This window comes from Herbaspirillum sp. Her2, assembly GCF_057961375.1.
The window spans coordinates 763,847-786,927 of sequence record NZ_CM176331.1 but is presented as its reverse complement, the minus strand read 5'-3'; the positions used below and the strand labels follow the sequence as shown (position 1 = coordinate 786,927).

Here is a 23,081-nt window from a genome sequence, read left to right as displayed (position 1 = left end):
TCCAGGACTTACCAGCGCAACAGGCGCGGACCCAGCAGCAGGCCAAGTGCTGCCGGAATGAGGATCCCGAGGAAATACCAGATTCCCCAGAACGGCACGCCCATCTCCGGGCAATGCAGGCAATACACCATGGTCGCCGTGGCACCGGCCAGCAGGCCCGCCACCGCACCGCTCAGGCGCAGCCGGGTCGGGGCCATGCCGCGCACGGCCCAGAAGATGCCGATGAAGAGTGGAATCGACAGCAGCGCGATGTTGAACGGGCAGCTGCGCCAGCTGATCCCCATCAGCAGCGGCAGCCGCTGGGCTACCGGTGCACTGAGCAACACGGCTGCGCCACCGAGCCACACGGCCATGGCAGGCAGGGCGATGCCCGCCCAGTTGGCACCCACGCGCAATCCCGGACGCACCAGGCGTCGCAGCACCAGCATGGCCCCCACGGCCAATGTCGTGGGAAAGGCCAGCTTGATCCAGAACAGCGGCACGCCCAGCATCACCGCCAGATCGGGACGCAGCCCGTAGATCTTCAGCATCAGCAACAGCGAACCCAAGCCGCCCAGCACCAGGGCCTGGGCCATCTGCTTGACCGGCAAACGCCGGTCCACCGGTGCCACGCCGCTGGCCATCATCGAAATAAGGTCTTCAGTCTTCATGCTTGCAGTTTCTCCCGGATCTTCAGGGCCAGGGCCTTGAGGCCACGATGGATGCCGACTTTCACGGCCGATTCCGACATCCCGGTCAGTTGTGCCGTCTCGGCCACCGACAGGCCTTCCAGCTTGACGTGAACGATCGGCAAACGCTGCTTGTCGGGCAGTTCCTCCAGCAGCGCACCGACATCGCGCCGCGCCTGCGCCGGTTCATCGTCACAGGTGGTGAGCAGCTCGTGCTCTTCGTCCAGCGGGTCGTTGAAGGCTTCGCGGCGCGAACGGGCGCGCAGGAAGTCCATCAGCTTGTAGCGCGCGATGACATGCACCCAGGCCGTCAGCGGCTGATCGGGGCGATAGGTATGGCGGGCGTTGTGGATGGCCAGCAGGGTTTCCTGCACCACATCCTCGACGTCATCCTGCAGATGCACCAGGCGCTTGCGCAGGAAGGCACGCAGGCGGCCGCTCAGTTCGGCCAGAAACTGGCGATAGGCCACGGCGTCGCCGTCGAGACCGGCCAGCAGCAGCATGCGCAGGCGCTCCTCGGCGGGATGCGAGGGCTTGCCAGGACGGCCGGCCACCTCATCCGGCACGGCCGGTCCGCCAGTCGCCAACAGGAATGGACTTTCAGTCATGGGCATGCCACCCGATCACCAACGAAGCAGCCACGGGCCGCACAAGGCGCCGGCCGCCGTCGGCAGCGCCACCCCCAGTACATACCAGACGCCCCAGAACGGCGGCGCCATCTCCACGCAATAAAGCGAATAGACTAGCACGCCCTGGGCACCCGCCACCAATCCGGCCACCGCACCGGCGGCACGCAATTGCGTGGGGGCCATCCCGCGCAGGAACCACAGCATGCTGGCCAGCGTGGGCAGCGACAGCAAGGCCACATTGGCCGAACACACTTCCCAGCTGCTGCCCAGCAGCAGGTCCAGACGCTGCGAAGGCGGAGCCAGGGCCAGCCAGCTGCCACCGGCCAGCCACAGCAGGGCCGGTGGCAGCAGCAGTCCTGCCGCCGGAGCCAGCCCCATGCGCATGCCCGGCAGGGCCAGGCGCGAGGCCGCCAGCTGCCCGGCCAGCAAGGCCGCCAGCGGGAACGAGACCTTCATCCAGAACAGCGGCTGCTGCAACAGTTCACGCAGGTCGCTGCGCACCCCATAGAGTATGGCCAGCAGCAGGGCCGCACCCATCAGGCCCAGGGCCAGCGCCACCGCCATGCGCGCGGCCACGTTGCGCACCAGGCTGCGCTGGACGGGGCCGGGGGGCTCGCCCGTTCCGGTTGCCAGCATGTTGACCAGTTCCATCGTTTTCATTCACATCCCCTTAGTGCCCCTGCGGGCGGACTGCGCAATGGCGCGCTCTCTTTTGTATTCGTTCACAACAGCGCTGCGGTTACAGCAGACGCGAAAAATATTTTTTCAAAAAATCTTCATCGCGCTGTAACCGGCCAGCCACTCCCTGCGAATTAACAAGCAGATCGGACGCAAAGCAGCAGCAAGCGAAACGCCGGTCAGTGTCATCTTCCACTTCATCCATTTTCAGGAGCACACCATGAACCACTTCGTCGCCACCGCCGCACTGACCCTCGCCACCCTCGCCTCCGGCGTCGCCATGGCCCAAGACAAGCAACCGATGAACAAGACCGCCGTCGAGAAGTGCTACGGCGTCTCCATGGCCGGCCAGAACGACTGCAAGGCCGGTGAAGGCACCACCTGCGCCGGCACCGCCAAGATGGATTACCAGGGCAATGCCTGGAAGAACGTCCCGGCCGGCACCTGCACCTCGATCAAGACTCCGCGCGGCATGGGCTCGCTCAAGCCGGTCTGATCGTTCCGGAGCCATCGGCCATGACAACGTCACCCCTCACCGCCGGCCTGGGTCTCAAACCCCAGCATTTCGATGCAGCGCTGGCCTGCAAGGCAGCGGGACTGTGGTTCGAAGTCCATCCGGAAAACTACCTGATGGACGGCGGCCCCCGCCTGGCATGGCTGCAGGCGATCCGGGAGCAGCATCCGGTGGCCCTGCACGGGGTGTCGATGTCACTGGCCGGGCCCGACGCGCCCGATCCCCTTCATCTGCGCAAACTGGCACAACTGGTGTCGCGCATCGAACCGGTGCTGGTCTCCGAACACCTCGCCTGGTCGCGCATCGGCGGCCACTACCTGCCCGACCTGCTGCCGGTGCAGCGTACCAACGACACACTGGCACGCCTGGCTGACAACATCAGCCGCACCCAGGATGTGCTGCAGCGCCGGATCGCGCTGGAGAACCCGTCGCATTACCTGCACATGGAGCAGCACAGCTGGAGCGAGCCGGACTTCCTGCGCGAACTGGTGCGCCGGACCGGCTGCGGCTTGCTGGTCGACGTCAACAATGTGCACGTGAGCGCCTGCAATCTCGGCACCGATGCGCGCCACTACCTGGACCAGTTGCCGTTCGATGACATTCTCGAAATCCATCTGGCCGGCCACAGTGCCGATGCCAGCCTGCCCGGCCTGCTGGTCGATTCCCATGACGCCCCGGTGGCGGCAGCGGTCTGGGAGCTCTACACGCATCTGCTGGCACGCACCGGGGAGCGTCCCACCCTGATCGAACGGGATGGCAACGTGCCCGCTTTCGACGTGCTGCTGGCCGAGCGCAACATGGCCGGCACCTTGCTGCATCCGGCAGTTGCCGCGCACGAGGAGCAAGCCGCATGAACGCCCCCGACCATCGCTACTACGCCAGCTTCCTGCAGGCCCTCCTGAACGGGCAGAGCGACGACCCTGGCGTTGCCGCGCTGCTGGCGCAACCGGCCTTCGCGGTCTATCGCAATACCGTCTTCAAGGGCTGTGTCGACGCACTGCTGGCCAACTATCCGGCGGTGCACCGGCTGGTCGGCAGCCCGTGGATGGAGTCTGCAGCGCAAGCTTTTGCGCGCGAGCACTTGCCACAAGAAGCCAGCCTCATCTGCTATGGGGCGGGCTTTGCCGATTTCCTTGCCAAGCTGGAAGCAGCACGGGAATTGCCCTACCTGCCGGGCGTCGCCACCCTGGACCGCTGCTGGACCGAAGCGCACCTGGCCGCCGACGACCCGCTGCTGGACGTGTCGGCCCTGCACACGGCGCTGGCCGCCGGCCAGGACATCAGGCTGGTACCGCATGCCGCCAGCCGCTGGCATCACGATCCGCAGCATCCGGTCTACGCCATCTGGAGCATCAACCGCAGCGACGCTGACGACACCGAAATCGCCCCCGAATGGCAGGGCGAAGGAGCCCTGCTCACGCGGCCGCACGGCCAGGTGCAATGGCAGCCGCTGAGTGCGGGCGCATCACGCTTTCTCGATGCCTGCCGCGATGGCTGCGGCATCGCCAGCGCTGCCGGCCAGGCGCTGGCCCGGGAGCCCGGCCTGGAGATCGGCACCATGCTGGGCCAGTTGATCCAGGCCGATGCCTTTACCTCGTTTCACTGAACGGAGACTTCCATGAACCAGCCCGCCACCCTGCCTGCCGACGTGCAGCCCTCTCCCTCGCTGTGGTCGCGCGCCGCCGACCTGGCCACGCGGGTGATCAGCGACAACGTGCTGACGCTGGTCGCCCGCGTGGCGATCGCAGCGATCTTCTTCCTATCGGGCCGTACCAAGGTCAGCGGTTTCCTTGACATCAAGGACAGCACCTATGTCCTGTTCCAGGAGGAATACCACCTGCCGCTGGTACCGCCCGACCTGGCCGCACACCTGGCGACCTATGCGGAACACTTCTTCCCGCTGCTGCTGATCCTCGGCCTCTGCACCCGGGGCGCGGCCCTGGCCTTGCTGGGCATGACCACCGTCATCGAGATCTTCGTCTATCCCGATGCCTGGCCCACGCACCTGTCCTGGGCCGGCTTGCTGCTGCTCCTGATAGCGCGCGGTGGCGGTGCCTGGTCGCTGGACCGGCGCCTGGGACTGCGTTGATCACGGGGAGGAAAGCATCATGTTGACCAGAATGAAGCTGCGTACCGGCCTGATGCTGGTACTGGGACTGTTGACGCTGGCGCTGTGGCTGGCTGCCGGCATGGCCTGGCAGGGTGCGCGCTCGGCCAGCCGCGCCACCGCCGCGCTGATTGAACTCTCGGACCGCCACATCCAGCCGCTGCATGACACCGAGCGCCTGTTCCTGAACACCCTGATCAACATGGACAATGCCTACATCAACCTGGTCAAGGGCGATGAAATCAAGTCCAACGACTACAGCCGGCGCGCCTCGGCAGCCCTGCAGGACGCACGCAAGGCCTTCGATGGCTATCGTCAGGGATTGACGCCATCGGCACTGGCCGAACCGGAAGCGCTACGTGTTTCGGCCGCCTACGACAGCTACATCAAGGTATTGAACCTGCGCGAGGTCGCCCTCTATGACGTATCGCTGGAGGACTACGCCGCCGCCACCGTCAGCGCCGAAGCCGCCGACCGCGAATTCGCCGCCACGCTGCGCGCCGTGATCCAGCATGCGGAACAGGTCAAGGATGGCCTGCGCCTGGCCTCCGAACGCCGCTCGGACCAGGCCACACTGCTGGCGGTGGCCATGCTGGCGGCCTCGGTCCTGCTCATCGCGATCTGCTGGCTGCTGTTTGATCGCCTGCTCTTGCAGCCGCTCAAACGCGCAGCCGACCATTTCGACCGGATCGCCGATGGCGACCTGAGCCAGGCGGTGCAAGGCATCTCCGGCAATGAAATCGGCGTCCTGCTGGCGGCGCTGCAGCGCATGCAGCATGGCGTGGCCCGTACCGTGGGCGACATTCGCGAAGCGACCCGGGACCTGCATCACGGGGCCGCCGACATCGCCCAGGGCAACGGCGAACTGGCACAACGCACACAAGCCCAGGCCAGCACGCTGGAGACCACCGCCGCGACACTGGAACGGCTCTCCGGTGCGGTGCGCAACAATGCACAAAATGCCGAGCGCACCAACGCGCTGGCCGCTGCTGCCGCCAGCGATGCCGAGCGCGGCGGACAGGTCATGAGCGGCATCGCCGGGGCGATGGCCCAGGTTACCGCCGGGGCGGGACGCATTTCCGACATCGTCAGCCTGATCGACGGCATCGCCTTCCAGACCAACATCCTGGCATTGAACGCCTCGGTCGAAGCCGCCCGTGCCGGCAGCCAGGGCCGGGGTTTCGCGGTCGTGGCATCGGAAGTGCGCTCGCTGGCACTGCGCAGCGCCGAGGCCGCTCGCGAAGTCAAGGACCTGATCGCCACCTCGATCGGTTCAGTCGACCAGGCTGCGCAACAGGTCAAGGAGGCCGACCAGGCCATCGTGCAGATCGTGCAGTCCTTCGGCAACGTCATGACCACCGTCAACGAGATTGCGATGGCAACGCGTGAGCAGGCCGAGGGGATTTCCCAGGTCAGCCTCAGCCTCGCCGAGATGGATCGCGCGACCCAGCAGAATGCTGCCCTGGTCGAACAGACCGCTGCCGCCGCCGATGCCCTGACCGAACGGGCGGCCACACTCACGGCGTCGGTGGCGGTGTTCACGCTGACCGCACCGGCAGCGGTGATGCTGGCCGACACGGACGGCAGTCCCGCTTTGCCACTTCCTCCGCTGGCCGCGTTGAGTCAATGAATTCACCCCGCATGACCGATACCAAGAGAAGGAGCGAACCCATGCCGTCTACCGGGGTCCTGGAAGAGCTGATTGAAGAAAGCTTCACTTCGGCCTTCAACCACCATGCAGCGGGCCGCCTGCAAGCTGCCGAGGAGGACTATCGCCTGGTCCTCGCCATGGAGGAGCAGTACGCCCCGGCCCAGCACTACCTGGGCGTACTGCTGTACCAGTGCGGACCGCACGAAGAAGGCCTGGCGCTGATGCACGAAGCCGCGCGCACCAGCCCGCCCGATGCCGACTGGAGCAATGATCTGGGCAACGTCCTGTTCGCCTGCGGGCGCTTCGACCAGGCGGAGCTGGCCTATGGAAAAGCCCTGGCCTTGCACTCCGACGATGCCCAGCTGTGGACCAACCTGGCCGCCGCACGGCGAGCGCAACATCAGCCGCAGGCCGCCATCGCTGCCTGCGAGCAAGCTTTGCTGCGGGATCCGCATTGCCTTGCAGCCCTGCATCAGCTGGCCGAGCTCTACGCTGCGCTGGGCGACCGCATGCAGAGTTCGCGTTACCAGTGCCTGGCCTTCGTACTGCCTCCGCATGAGGGGAAGTCACGCGAGCTGCTGGCCATTTCCTTCTATTTCCTGGGACGGATGGAAGAAGCGGCGCAAGTCTGCCGCCAGTGGCTGCAGGAAGAGCCAAGCCACCCCATCGCCAGCCACATGCATGCGGCGTACGCGGGTCTGCCCAGCCACAGCGTGCCGCGCGATTACATCGTGCGTCGCTTCGACGAGTATGCCGATCACTTCGACAGCAACCTGGTCAGCCACCTGGACTATCGCGGACCGGAAGTGCTGGGCACGTTGCTCAACACCTTCCTGCCGGGGATGGCGCCAAGTACGGTGCTGGACGCCGGCTGCGGCACCGGGCTGTGTGCGCCGGTCCTCGCGCCTTACGCAATGGCGCTGGGAGGCGTGGACCTCTCCCCCAACATGTTGCGTCATGCCGCGCAACACCCGCAGTACACGGCGCTGGAACAGGCGGACGTGGTGGAATGGATGGCAGCCCATCCGGCACGCTATGGCCTGATCGCCGCCTGTGACGTGCTGATCTACTGCGGGGAGCTGGCGTCCTTCTTCGCAGCGGCGCGACGCTCCCTGCAGCCGCAGGGCCATCTGATCTTCACGGTGGAACTGGCTGGTGAAGAACACGCCGCACCCTACACGCTCCATCCCAGCGGCCGCTTCCGCCACCAGCGCAGTTATGTCGAACACTGCCTGCAAGCGGCGGGCCTGGAGGTGCTGCTGGTGCGTGAAGAAAGCCTGCGCGTCGAAATGCAGCAAGCCGTGCCGGGACTGGTAGTGCTTGCAGTGCGCGCGCGCTGAGACCACCGCGATGACTTCCTGGCAATGATGCAGCCCAAAGCATGACCTGACGGCAACGCAGGCCCATCTTCATATCCACCGTGCAACACGGATGAAGAAAGTTTCACTTTTTGTCGCACTTTTAGACCAAGGTACAGTCGTACCGGCATCCGGCATGGCTTAGAATAGCCAAAGCTCACGACGTAATCGATTGGTACGCACCGGCTTGATGCGCGATGAATTTCCCCTTTTCGTCGCCCTGGACAGGCCGCCAAGGTGCGACATCTGAAAAGGAAACGTAATGACGCAGTCACCCAAAAACATCTCGGCCCTGATGTGTGAGCTCAGCGTGGCGCTGGCGGAATTGTCGGAGAAGATGAGCAATCTCTCGGTCACGCTGGAAAATTCCTACCTGGAATCCAACGCCCCCGAACCTGCCGCCCTCATGGAAGCGGCCCGCGAAACCATCGAGAAGGCCCGCGGCAGCTAAGTCCACGCCGCGCCCGCATCTCCCTGCAACTCACCTCATCCGGCAGCCGGATTCATTCCGGCCTGCCCGGCCAACCGGCCACCCAGCCACAGCAGCGGCCTCCGTCATCAAAAGTCATATTTCAGTTCGGCAAAGACCGTGCGCTGCGGGAAGGGATGGAACAGGAAGTAATCCCGGTTGGTCAGGTTGTCCACGCCCACCGCACCGCTCCAGTGGCGGTCGATGCGATAGCGCACGCGGGCATCGAACACGGTATAGCCATCGAAGCCCTGATAGGTGTGCGTGTTGATGTCGGTATTGTCGACGGTCGCGTAGACCCGCCCGCTGTAACGCCCTGCCACCGTATAGGTCCAGCGGTCATCCGGCTTGTAGCTGGCCACCAGCGTGGCGCGCCATTCCGGCACGTAGGGCGTGCGCTTGCCCACCGAGGTCGCGCCCGCCGTGGTGGCGACATAGCCCTTGTTTTCCAGGATGCGGGCATCGACCCAGGTCACGCTGCCGTTCAGCGAGAAACCGCGTACCAGCAGATCGTTGCGCTCGAAGGCCGCCTCGATGCCGCGCTGGCGGGTGCGATCCACGTTCTGCGTGAAGGAGGCGACACCGCTGCCGATGGTGGAACTCTGCGAAATCAGCGCATCCGACACCCGCTCTTCGAACAGCGAAACGCGCCACTTGCCCTGCCCTTCCTGCAACTGCTTTTCGATGGCCAGTTCGGTGGACCAGACCTTCTCGGGCTTCAGGTTGGGATTGGCCTGCAGATAGACGCCATTGAGCAGCACGTTCTGGTACAGCTCGCCCACGGTCGGGAAGCGCAGCGCGCGGCCGGTGGAGAGCGTCGTCACCCAGTCGTCCGCCAGGGCCCAGGCCAGCGAGGCTTTGGGCGAGAGTCCGCTGTGGCTGACCTCCGGCTGGTTCACCGCGAAGACGGTGCTGCCTGAGGTCGAGACATTGCGGCCATCGAAGGCACGCCACCATTCGTACCGTGCGCCCAGCGTGGCCTTCAGGGAAGACGACAAGCGCCACACATCCTGTGCCCACAGCGCGGAAGTCTCGGTCTTGCCGCGCGAGTCGGAGGCCAGCGTGCCGTTGCCACCGCTGATCCAGTTGCTGGTGTTCCAGGTCGGCGTGGCCAGGGTGTAGCGATCCACATGCGCACCAAAGCTGATGACCTGGGCACTGCCCTGTGGACGCCAGATGCCCTTGGCATCGACCGTGCTCCAGCCGGTGCCGCTGGCATCGGCGATGGTGCCGGCCCCGCCGCTCTGGCCGGCCGGGAAGGTGGCCGTCGAGGTGCGCGTCAGGTCACGCGAGGCCGACAAGGTCGACGCCGCCAGTTGCCAGTCCCACTCGCCCCCGGTCTTGCTGCGCAATTCCAGCGATTGCATCCATTGCTGCTGGTCCACGTCGTTGCTGGAAAAGCCGCTGGTGTAGGCCGTGGCGCCACTGGCGGTCTTCAGGAAACTCTGCGGATTGGCGCTGGCCTGGTTCTGCCAGAAGCCCAGGGTATAGGTGGCCGTGAGCGCTGGCGTGAAGTCGTAGGAGACCTTCAGCCGCGCCGTGTCCTGCACCGTATGGGTTAGATTGCCGGCCCCCAGCACATACAGGTTCTTGCCGGTACGATCCTGCGCCAGCACCGCGCCGGTAGTGCCGGCCGGCAGGCTGGTGGCGGTGATGTAGGTCACCGGCTGCGAGTAGCTGTCCAGATGATTGACCGAGAAGCGCCAGGCCAGCGCCCCGCTGCGATTGCCCAACCCGACGTTGTACTCTTGCGCGCGATAGGTACCGGACGCGCCGTACTGGCTGAAATCCTGCTGCGCATATTGCGCCTTGATGCTGGCCTCGAACTGCTGCGGCATGCGCGTGGTGATCTCGGTGACCGCACCGTAGGAATTGCCCGGATACTCCGCCGCAAACGGTCCATACATCACGTCGATGCGCTCGATCTCTTCCGGTGCCACCATGAACCAGCGCGGCGAGCCATTGCCATTGTTGTTGTTCACCAGCGCCGAGAGCAGGATGCCGTCGGCATAGATCAGGCTGCGCGCACTGGCGTTCACGCCCGTGGTGCGAGTGGCCAGCGGGGATTGCGTATCGCCGATGTAGCGCTTGCGCACCGAGAGGCTGGGCAGATACTTCAGCGCATCCGAGCTGTCGGTGACGTTGATGCTGTTGGCAGCGGTATCGGCAGTGACGCTGGCCGTGGTCTGCGGCAGTTGCTTGCGCTCGGCGACAGAGCCGCTGCTGCGCACTTCGATGGTGGGCAGGGTCGCGGCCTCGCTGCTGCCGTCACTGGCGGCGACCTGCTGGGCCAGGGTGCTGCCGCTCCAGGCGCAGAGCACGGCCAGCAGCAAGGGATGCAGGCGAAGCGGACGGGAGACGGCAGAAGCCGGCGAAGACGGAGACAATGAGGAGCAAACAGGCAGCGTGTTCATGGCGAGGATGTCTGGCTTTTCTTGGTGTTGTGAGGGAAGCGCGCGCAGCCGCACCCGCGACCGCCGTGACGTTCGCACTCCCTGTTTTTTTCATCGGCGCAATCTATCACGCAGCCTGTGCGCTGCAATCCCGTGGCCGTGCTGCCGTCCGGCAAGAGCGACTTGCGGATCCGGAGAAAGTCCTTTTGGCACAAGCAGTTAGCGGCAGCGAACAACAAAAAACATGGGCTGCGACATATTGCCGCAGCCCGCAAATACAACAGAGAGGAGGTGTGATTGGACCCGATTTCCGTCCCCCGTCCCTTAATCCACATCAAACACGCTGCGCTGATCCTTGCCCTTTTACCTTCACGCACAACATCCGGTCACGCCACCAGAAGCCGCGGGTGAATTGCGCATCGCCACGCCTGCGCCGCCTTTTGCGGAAATAAAAAAATCCGGCTTCTTGCGCGAAGGCCGGATTTTTCATTCATCGATTCGAGAGATGAATCAGGTGCGCATCATCAACTGCCGCGATAAGTCGAATAAGCCCACGGCGACACCACCAGAGGCACATGATAGTTCTGCGAGGCATCGGCCACGCCGAAGGCAATCACCACTTCGTCGACGAAACGCGGTTCCGGCAGGCTCACGCCCTGTTCCGCAAAATAATCACCGGCCGCAAAGACCAGTTCGTACTTGCCGGGCTGCAGCGCCTCGCCTTCCAGCAGCGGCGCATCGCAACGGCCATCGCTGTTGGTGACGGCGTGCTTGAGCAGCGTCTTGCCGCCGCCAGTCACCGCATAGAGCGCCAGCTTCACGCCCGCGCCGGGCTTGCCCTTGGTGATATCCAGCACGTGCGTGCTCAGTTTGCCCATGTTGCTGTCCTTTCGCTGTGTAATGGATGAGTGAGGATGAGTAAGGATGAGTGATCGTGAGCGCCGATGATATACCGCCGCCCGCCGAACCCTATACGAGTGCGCTTATACCGGCCATCGATGCAGCGGACATAATGCCTTACCGCGCAGCCCCCTGCCAAACCGGAGCCGACATCCGGACCGCAGATACCAGCACGGGCCCGGCGCGGCAATCATTTAAATCATTTAAATCATTTATATCAAACAACATCCATCACTGGAGGAGACACCATGCCCATTCCATCCCTGCGCCTGCACGGCACGCTCGCGGGCGTCCTGCTCATGGCCGGCGGCAGCGCCATGGCGGCCGACTGGGCCGACAACTCGATCGGCTACCGTTACGGCACGAAGTTTGCCGAGCCCTTCAATACGCAGGAAATCAGCAAGAACATCGTCAATTTCCAGCATGCCAGCGGCTACAAGTACGGCACCAATTTCCTCAACGTCGACCTGCTGATGTCGGACAGCAAGGATGACAATGCCCAGGAAGCCTATGTCACCTATCGCCATACGCTGGACATCGGCAAGATCAGCGGCCGCGACCTGTCCTTCGGACCGGCGCGCGGGGTGGGCCTGACGCTGGGCTTCGACTGGAACACCAAGAACGACAACAGCTATGCCTCGAAGAAACGCATGTGGGTGGTCGGCCCGACCCTGATGATGGATGTGCCGGGTTTTCTCAACGTGAGCGTGCTGGCGCTGTTCGAAAGCAACCAGCCCAAGGGCATCAGCAGCCGCTACACCTATGACACGCATCCGATGCTGAACCTGGCCTGGGGGATCCCGCTGGGCGGCAGCGGATGGGCCTTCGAGGGCTACCTGAACTACATCGCCGCCAAGGGCAGGAACGAGTTCGGCGGGTCGACTGCGCCCGAACTGAATTTCGACGGACAGCTCATGTACGACCTCGGCACGGCCATGGGACTGGGCAAGAACACCTTGCGCCTGGGTCTGGAATACCAGTACTGGCGCAACAAGTTCGGCAACCCGAGCAACGTGCCGGGCTCGCTGGCCAAGACACCGATGGTGCGCGCCGAATATCACTTCTGATCGCCTCCGGCAGCGGGAAGCCGCCCGTTGCGCCAAGGAGTTGGCCGCTCCTGATTGAAAAAAATCGAGCTTCCGATACAAATTTCAATCTTCAAAAACTCCTGCAAAAAATCGAAATTTGCAGGAGTTCTTTTTTTCTCCCCGCTTCCTATACTCAGCCGGATCCGCTCCCGGCACGTCGCCATCGCCGGCCGGATTTCCCCTGACATCTGACCGCCAGCCCCCGTCCGGACGCGCATCCCGCTTTTTTCACAAAGCTTCATATCGTCCCGGACACCGCTCATCGCCAGCCCAGAGATTTCGCCCCCCTTACTCTCGGAACCTGACATGAGCTTCATCAAGAGCAAAAAGCACCCCTCTTCCCCGCCCTCTCCTGCCTCATCCAGCTGCTGCCTGTCGGCGACGCTGGCGGGCGTCCTGCTGCTGCCGGCAGTCACCGCCCAGGCCCAGTCCGCTGGCGGCAAACTGCCTTCGGTACAGGTCGATGCCGTCAAGGAATCGCCCTACAAGGCCGAGCAATCGGCCTCCCCCAAGTACACGCAGCCGCTGGTGGATACGCCGCAGACGCTGCAGGTCTTCAAGCGTCCGCTGATGGAACAGCAGGGTGCCACCACGCTCACCGAGGTGCTGCGCAATACGCCCGGCGTGGGCACCTTCTTCCTCGGCGAGAACGGCAGCACCAGTACCGGCGACACCATCTACATGCGCGGCTTCGACATCTCCAGCGCCATCTTCGTGGACAACGTGCGCGACCTTGGCGCGATCTCGCGCGACGTCTTCAACCTGCAGCAGGTGGAGGTCCTGAAGGGCGCCGCGGGCACCGACAACGGCCGGGGTTCTCCGACCGGCTCCGTCAACCTGGTCACCAAACAGCTCGAACTGGCCGATGCGGTCAGCGCCAGCGGCACCTATGGCAGCTGGAACCAGAAGCGCGCCACCGTGGACTGGAACAAGGTACTGAACCCCGATCAGGGCCTGGCGCTGCGCCTGAACCTGATGAAACAGCACAGCGGCGTACCAGGCCGCCACCAGGTGCACAGCAGCCGCGACGGCTTCGCGCCGTCGCTGGCCTGGGGATTGAACGGCCCCACCCGCATCCTCTTCAACTACGTGCACATGCAGCAGGACAACGTCCCCGATGGCGGCGTGGTCACCCTCGGCCTGCCCGGCTATCGCTCGCCGGATCCGGCGCGTCCCTTCATTGGCGACGCGCCCAAGGTGAATCCGAGCAACTACTATGGCCACGTGGACGACTATGACCGGGTCAACGCCGACATGTACACCCTGCGGGTGCAGCACGACTTCTCGCCCACCCTGAAGCTGGAAAACAGCACCCGCTACGCCCGCACCGACCAGGATTACCGCCTGGCCTCCTTCATTGCCACCGGCAGCGACCGGGGCAAGTACAAGTGCGGCATCCGCACGCCCTCGGCCACTGACCGCACCACCTGGCTACTGGCGCGCAACATCGTCACGCGGCGCGACCAGGCCAACGAGATCCTCAGCAACCAGACCCATGCCACGGCGCAGTTCAATACCGGCACGATCCGGCACACCCTGGTTGGCGGCCTGGAACTGACGCGCGAACGCCAGCATGCGCTGGCCTTCACGGTGGACGGATTCCGTCCACCGGCCAACCTGTACCAGCCGAATCCCCGCTTCGACGAATCGGAAGTCAGCATCCAGACCACCGGCCGCAACGAGGGCCAGATCGATACCGTCGCGCTGTACGTGCTGGACACGCTCAAGTTCGGCGAGCGCTGGTCACTGAACCTGGGCTTGCGCGAGGATCATTACCGCACCTCCTTCGACGGCATCGCCTCCGGCACCGCCACTGCACTGAAAACCTCGGGCAACCTGCTGAGCTGGAAGCTGGCAGCCGTCTTCAAGCCCACCGGCTACAGCAGCGTCTACGCCCTGCTGGCGAGTTCGCAGCAGCCGCCGGGCGGCAACAATCTCGCCCTCAGTGCCAGCCGCAGGAATCCCTCCCACCCCGACTACGCGCCACAAAAGACCCGTACCGCCGAAATCGGCACCAAATGGGACCTGCTCGGCCGCCGCCTGGCCGTCACCGGCGCGCTCTATCGCACCGACGTGCACAATGAGATCGAGCCGGGAACGCTGGCCGACACCTGGTTCCAGATCGGCGAGAAACGTACCGAAGGGGTGGAACTGGGCGTCACCGGCGAGCTCACCCGGGACATTTCGCTCACCGCCGGCTACAGCCGCATGAACAGCCGCGTCAACAAGGGACGCGTGGTCACCGCCAACGGCGAGAACTACCTGGCCTACGCCCCGCGCCAGTCCCTGACCTCGTGGGCCACCTGGCGCGCGGCACCGGGCCTGGCGCTGGGCGGCGGCCTGCGCTATACCGACGGCCTGCTGCGCGGCACCGACAGCAATGCGCTGGGCACGCCCACCCGGACCGACGCCTACTGGCTGGTCGATGCCATGGCCAGCTATGCCATCAACAAGACCGTGGAGCTGCAGTTCAACGTGACCAACCTGTTCAACAAGCAGTACGCCGCTGCGATCAACAAGAGCGGATATCGCTACACACCGGGCGGCACGCGTGCCTTCTCGCTGACCGGCAACTTCCGCTTCTGATCTCCTGCCCGGCGGTGGCGGCGTTCTGCCGCCACCGCTGAACTGCTCCCACACCTCCCTCACGACCAGCCCACTGCATCACGCAGCGCACTGCCGTGAGGCTTCGTGTTTTTTATGCAACAAATGTAGTTTCGGCTTGCCCCGTCCGCCTTCCCGGATGCGGTGCGGCTTTGCGCGGGATGTTCTGAATGGAAGACCAAGAGCAGACGATCAGGGAACAGAAATTTTTAGAATAAGAATCACTTTTATTTGGAACCGTGGCTATAATTGTAAAAATCTCGTAGCAATTTGAAACATTGCGATATCAACGAGATACAAAAACTACAATCTCGCCAGCCATTACGGCGGAGCCTGCCAGGTCTCACCAGACCATGCGATTGCCCGTTCGACTCATAGCCAGCCAAGAGAACTCTCAACATTTTCTCTCGGAACCCTGCCATGAGTTACATCAAGAGCCGCAAGCACGCGCAGCCTGCCTTTGCTTCGACCCGTCTGTCCGCCGCCGTTGCCGGCGCCCTGCTGCTGCCGGCCGTGGGCGTGCACGCACAGACCAGCACCGCCCTGCCCAAGGTCGAAGTAACCGCCACCCAGGAATCGGACTACAAGGCCGACAAGGCCTCCTCGGCCAAGTACAGCCAACCGCTGGTCGACACCCCGCAGACCCTGACCGTGATCAAGAAGCAGCTGATCGACCAGCAGGGCGCCACCACGCTGACCGAAGCCCTGCGCAACAGCCCGGGCGTCGGCACCTTCTTCCTCGGCGAAAACGGTACTACCAACACCGGCGACGCCATCTACATGCGCGGCTTCGACAGTTCCAGCGCGATCTTCGTGGACAACGTGCGCGACCTCGGTTCGATCTCGCGCGACATGTTCAACATTCAGCAAGTGGAAGTCCTGAAGGGCCCGGCGGGCACCGACAATGGACGCGGCTCGCCGACCGGTTCGATCAACATGGTCACCAAGCAGGCCGAGATGAACAACTTCTTCAATTCCTCCGCCACCTATGGCAGCTGGAACCAGAAGCGCGCCACCGCCGACTGGAACAAGGTGATCGATGAAGAGCGCGGCATCGCCATGCGCCTGAACGTGATGAAGCAGGACAGCGGCGTCCCCGGCCGCCATGAAGTCAAGAACGACCGCTGGGGCGTGGCGCCCTCGCTGGCCTTTGGCCTGAACAGCCCGACCCGCGTGTTCCTGAACTATCTGCACATCGACCAGGACAACGTGCCCGACGGCGGCGTGCCCACCATCGGCCTGCCGGGCTATACCTCGCCGGATGCCTCGCGCTCCTTCCTAAGCGGCGCGGCGCGGGTGAACTCGTCGAATTTCTACGGCCTGTCGAGCGACTACGACAAGGTGACCGCCGACATGTTCACGGCGCGTGTGGAGCATGACTTCTCGCAGAACGTCAAGCTGCAGAACACCACGCGCTATGCCAAGACCAGCCAGGATTACCTGCTGACCGCCTTCATGGGCACATCGGCCAACCTGGTCACGCCGTCGGCCAGCAATCCCTCGGCCTGGACCCTGTCGCGCTCCAACCCGACGCGCAAGGACCAGAGCAACGAAATCATCACCAACCAGACCAACATCACGGCCGATCTGCAATCCGGCAGCCTCAAGCACACGCTGGTGGGCGGTGTCGAATTCACCCAGGAGAAGCAGCACGCGCTGTCCTTCACCCGCAGCGGCACGCTGTCGGTGGCCAACCTGTACAACCCGAATCCGAACGCCCCCAAGACCTACACGATGACGGCCACCGGCTACAACGACGGCAAGACCGACACCGTCTCGGCCTATCTGTTCGACACCGTCAAGTTCAACGACCAGTGGTCGATCAACGCCGGCATCCGCGAGGACCATTACCGCACCACGTACTATTCCAACGCCGCCGGCACCATCACCAACCTGTCGACCTCGGGCAACCTGTTCAACTGGAAGCTGGCCGCAATCTACAAGCCGACCGACTACAGCAGCATCTATGCCCTGTACGCCACCTCCCAGCAGCCGCCGGGCGGCAGCAACTTCGCCCTGTCGGCCTCGGCCAACAGCGCGGCCAACAGCAACTACGCCCCGCAAAAGACCAAGACCTCCGAACTGGGCACCAAGTGGGATCTGATGAACAAGAAGCTGGCCCTCACGGCGGCCCTGTTCCACACCGAAGTGACCAATGAAGTCGAGCAGGATCCGACCTCGCTGCAGTACTTCCAGACCGGCAAGAAGACCGTGCAGGGTATCGAACTGGGCGTGACCGGTGACGTGACCAGCAACCTGTCGCTGGCAGCGGGCTACACCTGGATGGACACCAAAGTGAACAACGGTGCCATCACCACGGCCGCCGGCGAGAACAATCTTGCCTATACGCCGAAGCAGGCCTTCACTTCGTGGGCCACTTATCGCCTGCCGCAGGGCTTCACCGTCGGCGGTGGTGCACGTTACGTCAGTTCGCTGCTGCGCGGCACCGATGGTGCGGTCGGTACGCCCAAGTACGCCAACAGCTATTGGGTCTTCGATGGCATGGTTGGTTATATCGTGAACAAGAACGTTGATCTACAGCTCAATATCTACAATATTTTCGATAAAGACTACGTAGCGGCAATCAACAAGAGCGGCTATCGTTACACCCCAGGCACGCCGCGTTCGGTGGCGCTGACCGCCAACTTCAAGTTCTGATCCTGCCCCTGGCATTGAAGCCCTCACCGGGTGTTGTGCTCTGACTCGCAAGAGTTCGTGCCCCCTCCGGTGAGCCAGCGATCGGCGACTTGACGGCCCCTCCCGTGCGGAGGGGTTTTTTCATTCGCTACAGGAGAATTCCATCATGATGCTGCACATCCCCCAGCTCCTGACCCCGCAACAGGTCAGCCACATCCGCTCCAAACTGCAGCGCGCCGACTGGGTGGACGGCCGCGAGACGGTGGGCGACCAGGGGGCGCGCGTGAAGCGCAACCGGCAGTTGCCGGAACATTCGCCGCTGGGGTTCCAGCTCGGCGAGATCATCCTGGAAGCACTGCGCAGGAATCCCCTCTTCTTTGCCGCTGCGCTGCCCAAAAAGACCATGCCGCCGCTGTTCAACAGCTATGAAGGCGGCGAACACTACGGCCTGCACGTGGATGGCTCGGTGCGCATGCTGCCCAATGCGGCCGACAGCATCCGTACCGATGTCTCGACCACGGTGTTCCTGTCGGAGCCGGACGAATACGATGGCGGCGAACTGGTCGTGGTCGATACCTATGGCACCCATGAAGTGAAACTGCCGGCGGGGGACATGATCGTCTATCCCTCCACCAGCCTGCACCGGGTGGAGCCGGTCACGCGCGGGGCGCGCGTGTGCTCCTTCTTCTGGACCCAGAGCATGATCCGCGACGACTGGAAGCGCAGCATGCTCTTCGAACTGGACCGCAACATCGTCGGCCTGCGACAAAAACTGGGGGATACCGACGAAGTGGTGGGACTGACCGGGCATTATCACAACCTGCTGCGGCAGTGGGCGGAGGTCTGACTACGCCAAATTGTTTATTTGTTTTATATCGTTTTTAAATTAGCGTATCCCGATACGCCAAAGACGAAGGCCGTCCGGCATTGCACCGGACGGCCTTTTTCATGCAAGCCAGTGCGGGATCAGACGAAACGCCCGATCGTACCGATCACCGCCTCTCGCACCGATCCGCTGACCACGAAGTCATGCGCAGCGCGCACGTCGTCGTGGAACCAGCGATCGCCATCCAGGCAAGCCGCGATCTGCCGGCGAATCTCCTCGTAGGCCGCCTGCGTACCCTGCCCCAGCTTGAAGTCCTTGAGCAACTCCTCGGTCATGGTCAGCGCCTGCGCCGCCAGCAACATTTCCACGCCGACGATGTATTGCGTGTTCTGCACCACCGTCATCGCCTTGCGGGCGCACCAGGTCGAGTTGGAGATGTGATCCTCGCTGTTGCCCTTGGAAGGGATGCTGTCCACGCTGCCCGGCATGCACAGGGTGCGGTTTTCCATCACCAGCGAACTCATGGAACACTGCACCACCGGATAGCCGGTATTGACGCCGCGCACGCCGCTCATCAGGTTGCGCGGCAATCCCCACGACAGGGTGGGGTCGATCAGGCGCGCGATACGGCGTTCGCAGATACTGCCCAGATCGGTGATGGCCATGGCCAGCAAGTCCATCGCCTGCGCCAGATACTGGCCGTGGAAGTTGCCGCCGGAAATGATTTCGAAACCTTCGCCGTCTTCCTTGTTGAAGATCAGCGGATTGTCGGTGGCGGAGTTGGTCTCTTTCTCGATGATGGTATCGATGTAGTCGAGTGCATCGAATACCGGACCATACACTTGCGGCGCGCAGCGCAGCGAATACACATCCTGGATGCGCGCGGTGTAGGGGATATCGGTACGGCGCAATTCATCGGGCAGTTGTATTGCACGCGCTTCATGCGTAGTACGCGTGGACCCCTTCAACAAGTTGCGGATGACTTCAGCCGTCTTGATCTGCCCCGCATGCGGACGCGCCTGCTGGATACGTGGATCGAAAGCCGACATTTCGGCGCGCATCGCTTCCAGCGTCAGCCCCAGTGACAGGCAGGCATCGGTCAGCAGATGGCGCGCATCGTGCGCGGCGAGGATGGCAACAGCCAGCGAAGCCGTACAGCCATTGATGAGAGCCGAGGCATCCTTGGCCTTGAGATCAAATTTGACCGGACCAATGCCGGCCTGCTCGATGGCCTGCGTGGCGCGCATGCGCTGGCCTTGATACATCACTTCCGCTTCATCAAACCCGGCAATGGCCGCCGCCAGATAAGCCAGCGGCGCCAGATCGCCGGAAGCGCCGACCGATCCCTTCTGCGGCATGATCGGGTGGATACCCGCATTGATGAAAGCCAGCAGGCGATCCACCACTTCCACGCGTGGCGCGGAATAATTCGATGCGAATGCATTGGCCCGCAGCAGCATGGTGGCGCGGCTGACCTCTTCTGAGAACGGCTCGCCGATGCCCGCACTGTGCGCGCGGATCAGCTGGGTCTGGAACAGCTCGATATGCTCGACCTTGATGCGGGTGTCCTTGAGCAGGCCCACGCCGGTATTGAAGCTGTACATCATGGGCGCTTCATCGTGCATCCAGGTCGATTCGATGTAGTCGCGGCTTTGCTTGAGGGCGGCACGCGAAGAATCGGCCAGCGCCACTTTCAGGTGAGGCGCACGAGCCACGCTGACAACTTGCGCGGCGGTGAGATTGAATCCGTCGATGGTAATGGTTTGCATGAGTGCTCTCTGATGGAATCGGGTGCGATTACTTGGCCCCAGCCTGGAACCATGCGGCCAGCTCGGCGCGTTCCGCATCGGTCATCTGGGTCATGTTGGCCAGCGGCATGTCCTTGGTCTGGACGGCGCGCTGGAAGATCTTGGCCGCGTGCTGATGAATCAGCTCGGGCGTTTGCAGCATCATCCCGGCTGGTGCGGTGGCGAAGCCGGCCTGGGTCGGCTTGTCCGAATGGCAGCTGGCGCAACGCTGGGTGACGATGGCCTGGATGCGGGCAAAGTCCGGTGCGGCAGCGGCCACCGGCGCTGCGCCCTCACCTGCGGAGGCAGCAGGTGCCACGGGACGCGGCGCAATCGCCACGGCCACCGCCAGAAGCAGGGCCACACCGGCGATTGGATAGCCCACCGACACCTTGCCCTTGTGCCGCAAATTGAAGAAGTGACGAATCAGCACACCGGCCGCCATGATCGCCGCCAGCACCAGCCAGCTATGGGCATGCGTGTAGGTCATCGCATAGTGGTTGCTGATCATGATGAAGAGGATGGGCAGCGTGAAGTAGTTGTTGTGCACGCTGCGCTGCTTGCCCTTGCGGCCGTGGATGGGGTCGGGCGAGCGGCCGGCCTTCATCGCCTCCACCAGCTTGCGCTGGCCGGGGATGATGACCATGAGCACATTGCCCACCATGATGGTGCCGATCATCGCGCCCACGTGGATATACGCCGCGCGGCCCGACAGCAGGTGCGTGAGCAGATAGGCCACCGCCACGATGAAGACGAACATCACCAGCCCCAGCAGCCCTTCGCGCTTGCCCAGCGGCGACTTGCACAGCAGGTCGTAGACGATCCAGCCCAGCACCAGGGTACCGATGCCCACACCGACGGCTTCCGGCCCGGTGAGGTTGGCCACCGACTTGTCCACCATCATGGCCGAGGCATTGAAGTAATACACGATGAACAGCATGGCCACACCGGTGATCCAGGTGGCATAGGCCTCCCACTTGAACCAGTGGAGTTCTTCCGGCAGCTCGGCCGGCGCGACCAGATACTTTTGCGGATTGTAGAAACCGCCGCCGTGCACGGCCCACAGCTCGCCGGAGACGCCCTTCTTCTCCAGGTCGCTGCCCGGCTTGGGCGGGCGGATGGAGTTGTCCAGCCAGACGAAATAGAACGAGGCACCGATCCAGGCGATGCCCGTGATCAGGTGCAGCCAGCGGACCAGCAGGTTGGCCCAGTCGATGCCATATGAAACCAGGAGTGCTTCCATGTCTTCCCCACGCAGGATTGCTGTCCGCCACCGCGACCTACTCCGGACAGGCGAGGCATTGCCTCAGGAATGGGCCGCCATGGAAGTCTTCCCACCGCCCTGCGTGTACCAAGGCTGCAACTGGATGAGTGGAGTGAAGGCTTCCCGCGCGCCGGGAAGCGCAGGCGCCTTGATGGCGCCCTGGCTGGTCTCCCGTCGTGCTGCCGCTACGACCCGATGGCTGATGCCATCTGTTTTTTTGGCCATCCTGCTGATGCGGGACGGTTGCAGGAAAGATAAACGTGAGGGTCACGCAAAACATGGTCATCAACGTATATTTGACATACGAATGACGATATACAAAAATGCCCCCTGGATGTGGGACGCTTGCGCTCGCATCACGCCAGGCCGCCGCCCGAGCCGGCCCGGCACAAGACAACGATAATGCGCCTGCCCCCGATGCAGCCGCCCCAGAGTGAACGAAAAACCGTCACCTGCCCCGCACCACAAGACCCCGGAGACATTCCCATGTCCAGGCTGCCTGACCATCTCGACATCCACCTCATCCGCATCCTCTATCTCCTGCTCTGCGAGAAGAATGTATCGCGGGTCGCCCTGAAACTGAACCAGCCGCAGCCCTCGATTTCAGCCTCGCTGCGCAAGCTGCGCGAACTGACCGGCGACCCGCTGCTGGTGCGCGGCGCGCGCGGCATGGTGCCGACCCAGCATGGCGAGAGCCTCTTGAAACCCGCCAAGCGCATCCTCGACGAAACCGAGCGCCTGTTCGTGCCCAAGACTGCTTTCGTGCCACAGGAGGAAGAGCGTACCTTCCACATCGCCGCGCCCGATTACATGAACACGCCCTTCTTCACCGAAGTGATCGCCCGCCTGCGGCGCGAGTCGCCGCGCAGCCGCATCGTCATCCACGCGCTGGGTCCGGATACCGATTACGTGCGCCTGCTGTCGGACGGGGAACTGGACCTGGTGATTGCCAACTGGGACGAGCCGCCTGCGCATTTGCACCTGTCAAAGCTGTTTGACGACCCCATCGTCTGCCTGATGCGCGCCGACTGTGCCTACGCCAAGCGCACCGCGCGCGACGCCATGAGCATCGAGGACTATCTCTCGCTGCCGCACGCCGCGCCCTCGCAGATCCTGCCCGGCTATCACGGCACCATCGATACCTTCCTCGAAAAGCAGAACCTGCATCGCAACGTGGTGGTCGAATCAGCGCACTTCCGCATGCTGCCCTACATGGTGGCGCAGACCGACCTGGTGCTGACGGCCGGCCAGCAGTTCGCCAGCTTCTACGAAAAACTCCTGGGCCTGAAAAGCTATACGGTACCCATCAAGTTCCCGCCGCTGCGTTTTTACCAGCTGTGGCACGAGCGGGTGCACCAGGCCACCGAGCACAAATGGCTGCGCGCCCAGGTCAGCGCGGCGGCCAAGATGATGGCGCAGGGCCGCGCCTGAGCCGGTGCCGGGCCGCTCCGGCAAAGGAAACGGGCATTCCGGCATATATCGGCGGCGCGCCAGCCGGTATGCCGGGG

At 63.5% G+C, this 23,081-nt stretch carries 21 protein-coding genes; 12 read left to right on the top strand and 9 right to left on the bottom strand.

Annotated features, from left to right (window positions below; all coding sequences use genetic code 11):
• Positions 1–8 precede the first annotated feature (8 nt).
• The 3 genes from ACWHXP_RS03550 to ACWHXP_RS03540 are packed head-to-tail and all read right to left on the bottom strand — an operon-like array spanning position 9 to position 1,957.
• The gene (locus tag ACWHXP_RS03550) at positions 9–650 is read right to left on the bottom strand and encodes a DUF1109 domain-containing protein (protein ID WP_134134565.1); all 642 of its coding nucleotides are present in this window, start codon (positions 648–650) and stop codon (positions 9–11) included.
• The gene (locus ACWHXP_RS03545) at positions 647–1,276 is read right to left on the bottom strand and encodes a sigma-70 family RNA polymerase sigma factor (protein WP_489634485.1); all 630 of its coding nucleotides are present in this window, start codon (positions 1,274–1,276) and stop codon (positions 647–649) included. Before ACWHXP_RS03545 ends, ACWHXP_RS03550 begins: the two co-directional genes overlap by 4 nt.
• A gap of 15 nt (positions 1,277–1,291) precedes the next feature.
• Positions 1,292–1,957 carry a DUF1109 domain-containing protein gene (locus ACWHXP_RS03540; protein ID WP_252695298.1) on the bottom strand — a complete coding sequence of 222 codons (666 nt, stop codon included), beginning with the start codon at positions 1,955–1,957 and terminating at the stop codon, positions 1,292–1,294.
• 238 nt (positions 1,958–2,195) lie between these two features.
• Between ACWHXP_RS03540 and ACWHXP_RS03535 the strand changes: the two genes are divergently transcribed.
• The 7 genes from ACWHXP_RS03535 (at position 2,196) to ACWHXP_RS03505 (ending at position 8,056) form a co-directional block, all read left to right on the top strand.
• Positions 2,196–2,471 carry a BufA1 family periplasmic bufferin-type metallophore gene (locus ACWHXP_RS03535; protein WP_034336271.1) on the top strand — a complete coding sequence of 92 codons (276 nt, stop codon included), beginning with the start codon at positions 2,196–2,198 and terminating at the stop codon, positions 2,469–2,471.
• 20 nt (positions 2,472–2,491) lie between these two features.
• Complete coding sequence (gene bufB / locus ACWHXP_RS03530; RefSeq protein ID WP_489634486.1) at positions 2,492–3,343, top strand: MNIO family bufferin maturase; 852 nt, start codon at positions 2,492–2,494, stop codon at positions 3,341–3,343.
• Positions 3,340–4,095: an HvfC/BufC family peptide modification chaperone gene (locus tag ACWHXP_RS03525; protein WP_489634487.1), complete on the top strand. Its 756-nt coding sequence runs from the start codon at positions 3,340–3,342 to the stop codon at positions 4,093–4,095. The genes bufB and ACWHXP_RS03525 overlap by 4 nt, the downstream gene beginning before the upstream one ends.
• A gap of 12 nt (positions 4,096–4,107) precedes the next feature.
• Complete coding sequence (locus tag ACWHXP_RS03520; protein WP_039784798.1) at positions 4,108–4,578, top strand: DoxX family protein; 471 nt, start codon at positions 4,108–4,110, stop codon at positions 4,576–4,578.
• A gap of 19 nt (positions 4,579–4,597) precedes the next feature.
• Positions 4,598–6,226 carry a methyl-accepting chemotaxis protein gene (locus ACWHXP_RS03515; RefSeq protein ID WP_489634488.1) on the top strand — a complete coding sequence of 543 codons (1,629 nt, stop codon included), beginning with the start codon at positions 4,598–4,600 and terminating at the stop codon, positions 6,224–6,226.
• 41 nt (positions 6,227–6,267) lie between these two features.
• Positions 6,268–7,587 (top strand): class I SAM-dependent DNA methyltransferase, encoded by a 1,320-nt coding sequence (locus tag ACWHXP_RS03510; RefSeq protein ID WP_489634489.1) that lies wholly within the window; start codon positions 6,268–6,270, stop codon positions 7,585–7,587.
• 280 nt (positions 7,588–7,867) lie between these two features.
• A complete protein-coding gene (locus tag ACWHXP_RS03505; RefSeq protein ID WP_034333213.1) occupies positions 7,868–8,056 on the top strand; it encodes a hypothetical protein in 189 nt (62 codons plus the stop codon).
• A gap of 107 nt (positions 8,057–8,163) precedes the next feature.
• On the opposite strand, the gene ACWHXP_RS03500 is transcribed toward ACWHXP_RS03505, so the two are convergent.
• From ACWHXP_RS03500 to uraH, 3 genes are all read right to left on the bottom strand, one after another.
• Positions 8,164–10,488, bottom strand: coding sequence for a TonB-dependent receptor (locus ACWHXP_RS03500; RefSeq protein ID WP_489634490.1), 2,325 nt, complete (start codon positions 10,486–10,488; stop codon positions 8,164–8,166).
• Between the two features lie 313 nt (positions 10,489–10,801).
• On the bottom strand, positions 10,802–10,957 hold the full coding sequence (locus ACWHXP_RS03495) for a hypothetical protein (protein WP_158601279.1): 156 nt from the start codon (positions 10,955–10,957) through the stop codon (positions 10,802–10,804).
• Positions 10,958–10,991: 34 nt separating this feature from the next.
• A complete protein-coding gene (gene uraH / locus ACWHXP_RS03490) occupies positions 10,992–11,345 on the bottom strand; it encodes a hydroxyisourate hydrolase (RefSeq protein WP_034333215.1) in 354 nt (117 codons plus the stop codon).
• 270 nt (positions 11,346–11,615) lie between these two features.
• Here uraH and ACWHXP_RS03485 point away from each other — a divergent pair, with 270 nt between their 5' ends.
• Complete coding sequence (locus ACWHXP_RS03485) at positions 11,616–12,434, top strand: outer envelope protein (protein ID WP_489634491.1); 819 nt, start codon at positions 11,616–11,618, stop codon at positions 12,432–12,434.
• On the opposite strand, the gene ACWHXP_RS03480 is transcribed toward ACWHXP_RS03485, so the two are convergent.
• Positions 12,425–12,772, bottom strand: a complete 348-nt coding sequence (locus ACWHXP_RS03480) for a hypothetical protein (protein ID WP_489637761.1) — start codon at positions 12,770–12,772, stop codon at positions 12,425–12,427. The two genes, ACWHXP_RS03485 and ACWHXP_RS03480, sit on opposite strands and share 10 nt — an antisense overlap.
• On the opposite strand from ACWHXP_RS03480, the gene ACWHXP_RS03475 reads away from it, so the two are divergent.
• The 3 genes from ACWHXP_RS03475 (at position 12,762) to ACWHXP_RS03465 (ending at position 18,543) form a co-directional block, all read left to right on the top strand.
• Positions 12,762–15,041 carry a catecholate siderophore receptor Fiu gene (locus ACWHXP_RS03475; RefSeq protein WP_489634493.1) on the top strand — a complete coding sequence of 760 codons (2,280 nt, stop codon included), beginning with the start codon at positions 12,762–12,764 and terminating at the stop codon, positions 15,039–15,041. The genes ACWHXP_RS03480 and ACWHXP_RS03475 overlap by 11 nt on opposite strands.
• Before the next feature lie 438 nt (positions 15,042–15,479).
• A complete protein-coding gene (locus ACWHXP_RS03470) occupies positions 15,480–17,717 on the top strand; it encodes a catecholate siderophore receptor Fiu (RefSeq protein WP_489634494.1) in 2,238 nt (745 codons plus the stop codon).
• Between the two features lie 145 nt (positions 17,718–17,862).
• A complete protein-coding gene (locus tag ACWHXP_RS03465; RefSeq protein ID WP_489634495.1) occupies positions 17,863–18,543 on the top strand; it encodes a Fe2+-dependent dioxygenase in 681 nt (226 codons plus the stop codon).
• 119 nt (positions 18,544–18,662) lie between these two features.
• Here the strand turns inward: ACWHXP_RS03465 and ACWHXP_RS03460 are convergent, their stop codons facing one another.
• Positions 18,663–20,291 carry an HAL/PAL/TAL family ammonia-lyase gene (locus ACWHXP_RS03460; RefSeq protein ID WP_489634496.1) on the bottom strand — a complete coding sequence of 543 codons (1,629 nt, stop codon included), beginning with the start codon at positions 20,289–20,291 and terminating at the stop codon, positions 18,663–18,665.
• A 28-nt stretch (positions 20,292–20,319) separates the two neighbouring features.
• Positions 20,320–21,552: a urate hydroxylase PuuD gene (locus ACWHXP_RS03455; protein ID WP_489634497.1), complete on the bottom strand. Its 1,233-nt coding sequence runs from the start codon at positions 21,550–21,552 to the stop codon at positions 20,320–20,322.
• A gap of 507 nt (positions 21,553–22,059) precedes the next feature.
• On the opposite strand from ACWHXP_RS03455, the gene ACWHXP_RS03450 reads away from it, so the two are divergent.
• Complete coding sequence (locus tag ACWHXP_RS03450; protein WP_034332623.1) at positions 22,060–23,004, top strand: LysR substrate-binding domain-containing protein; 945 nt, start codon at positions 22,060–22,062, stop codon at positions 23,002–23,004.
• Positions 23,005–23,081: the final 77 nt, after the last annotated feature.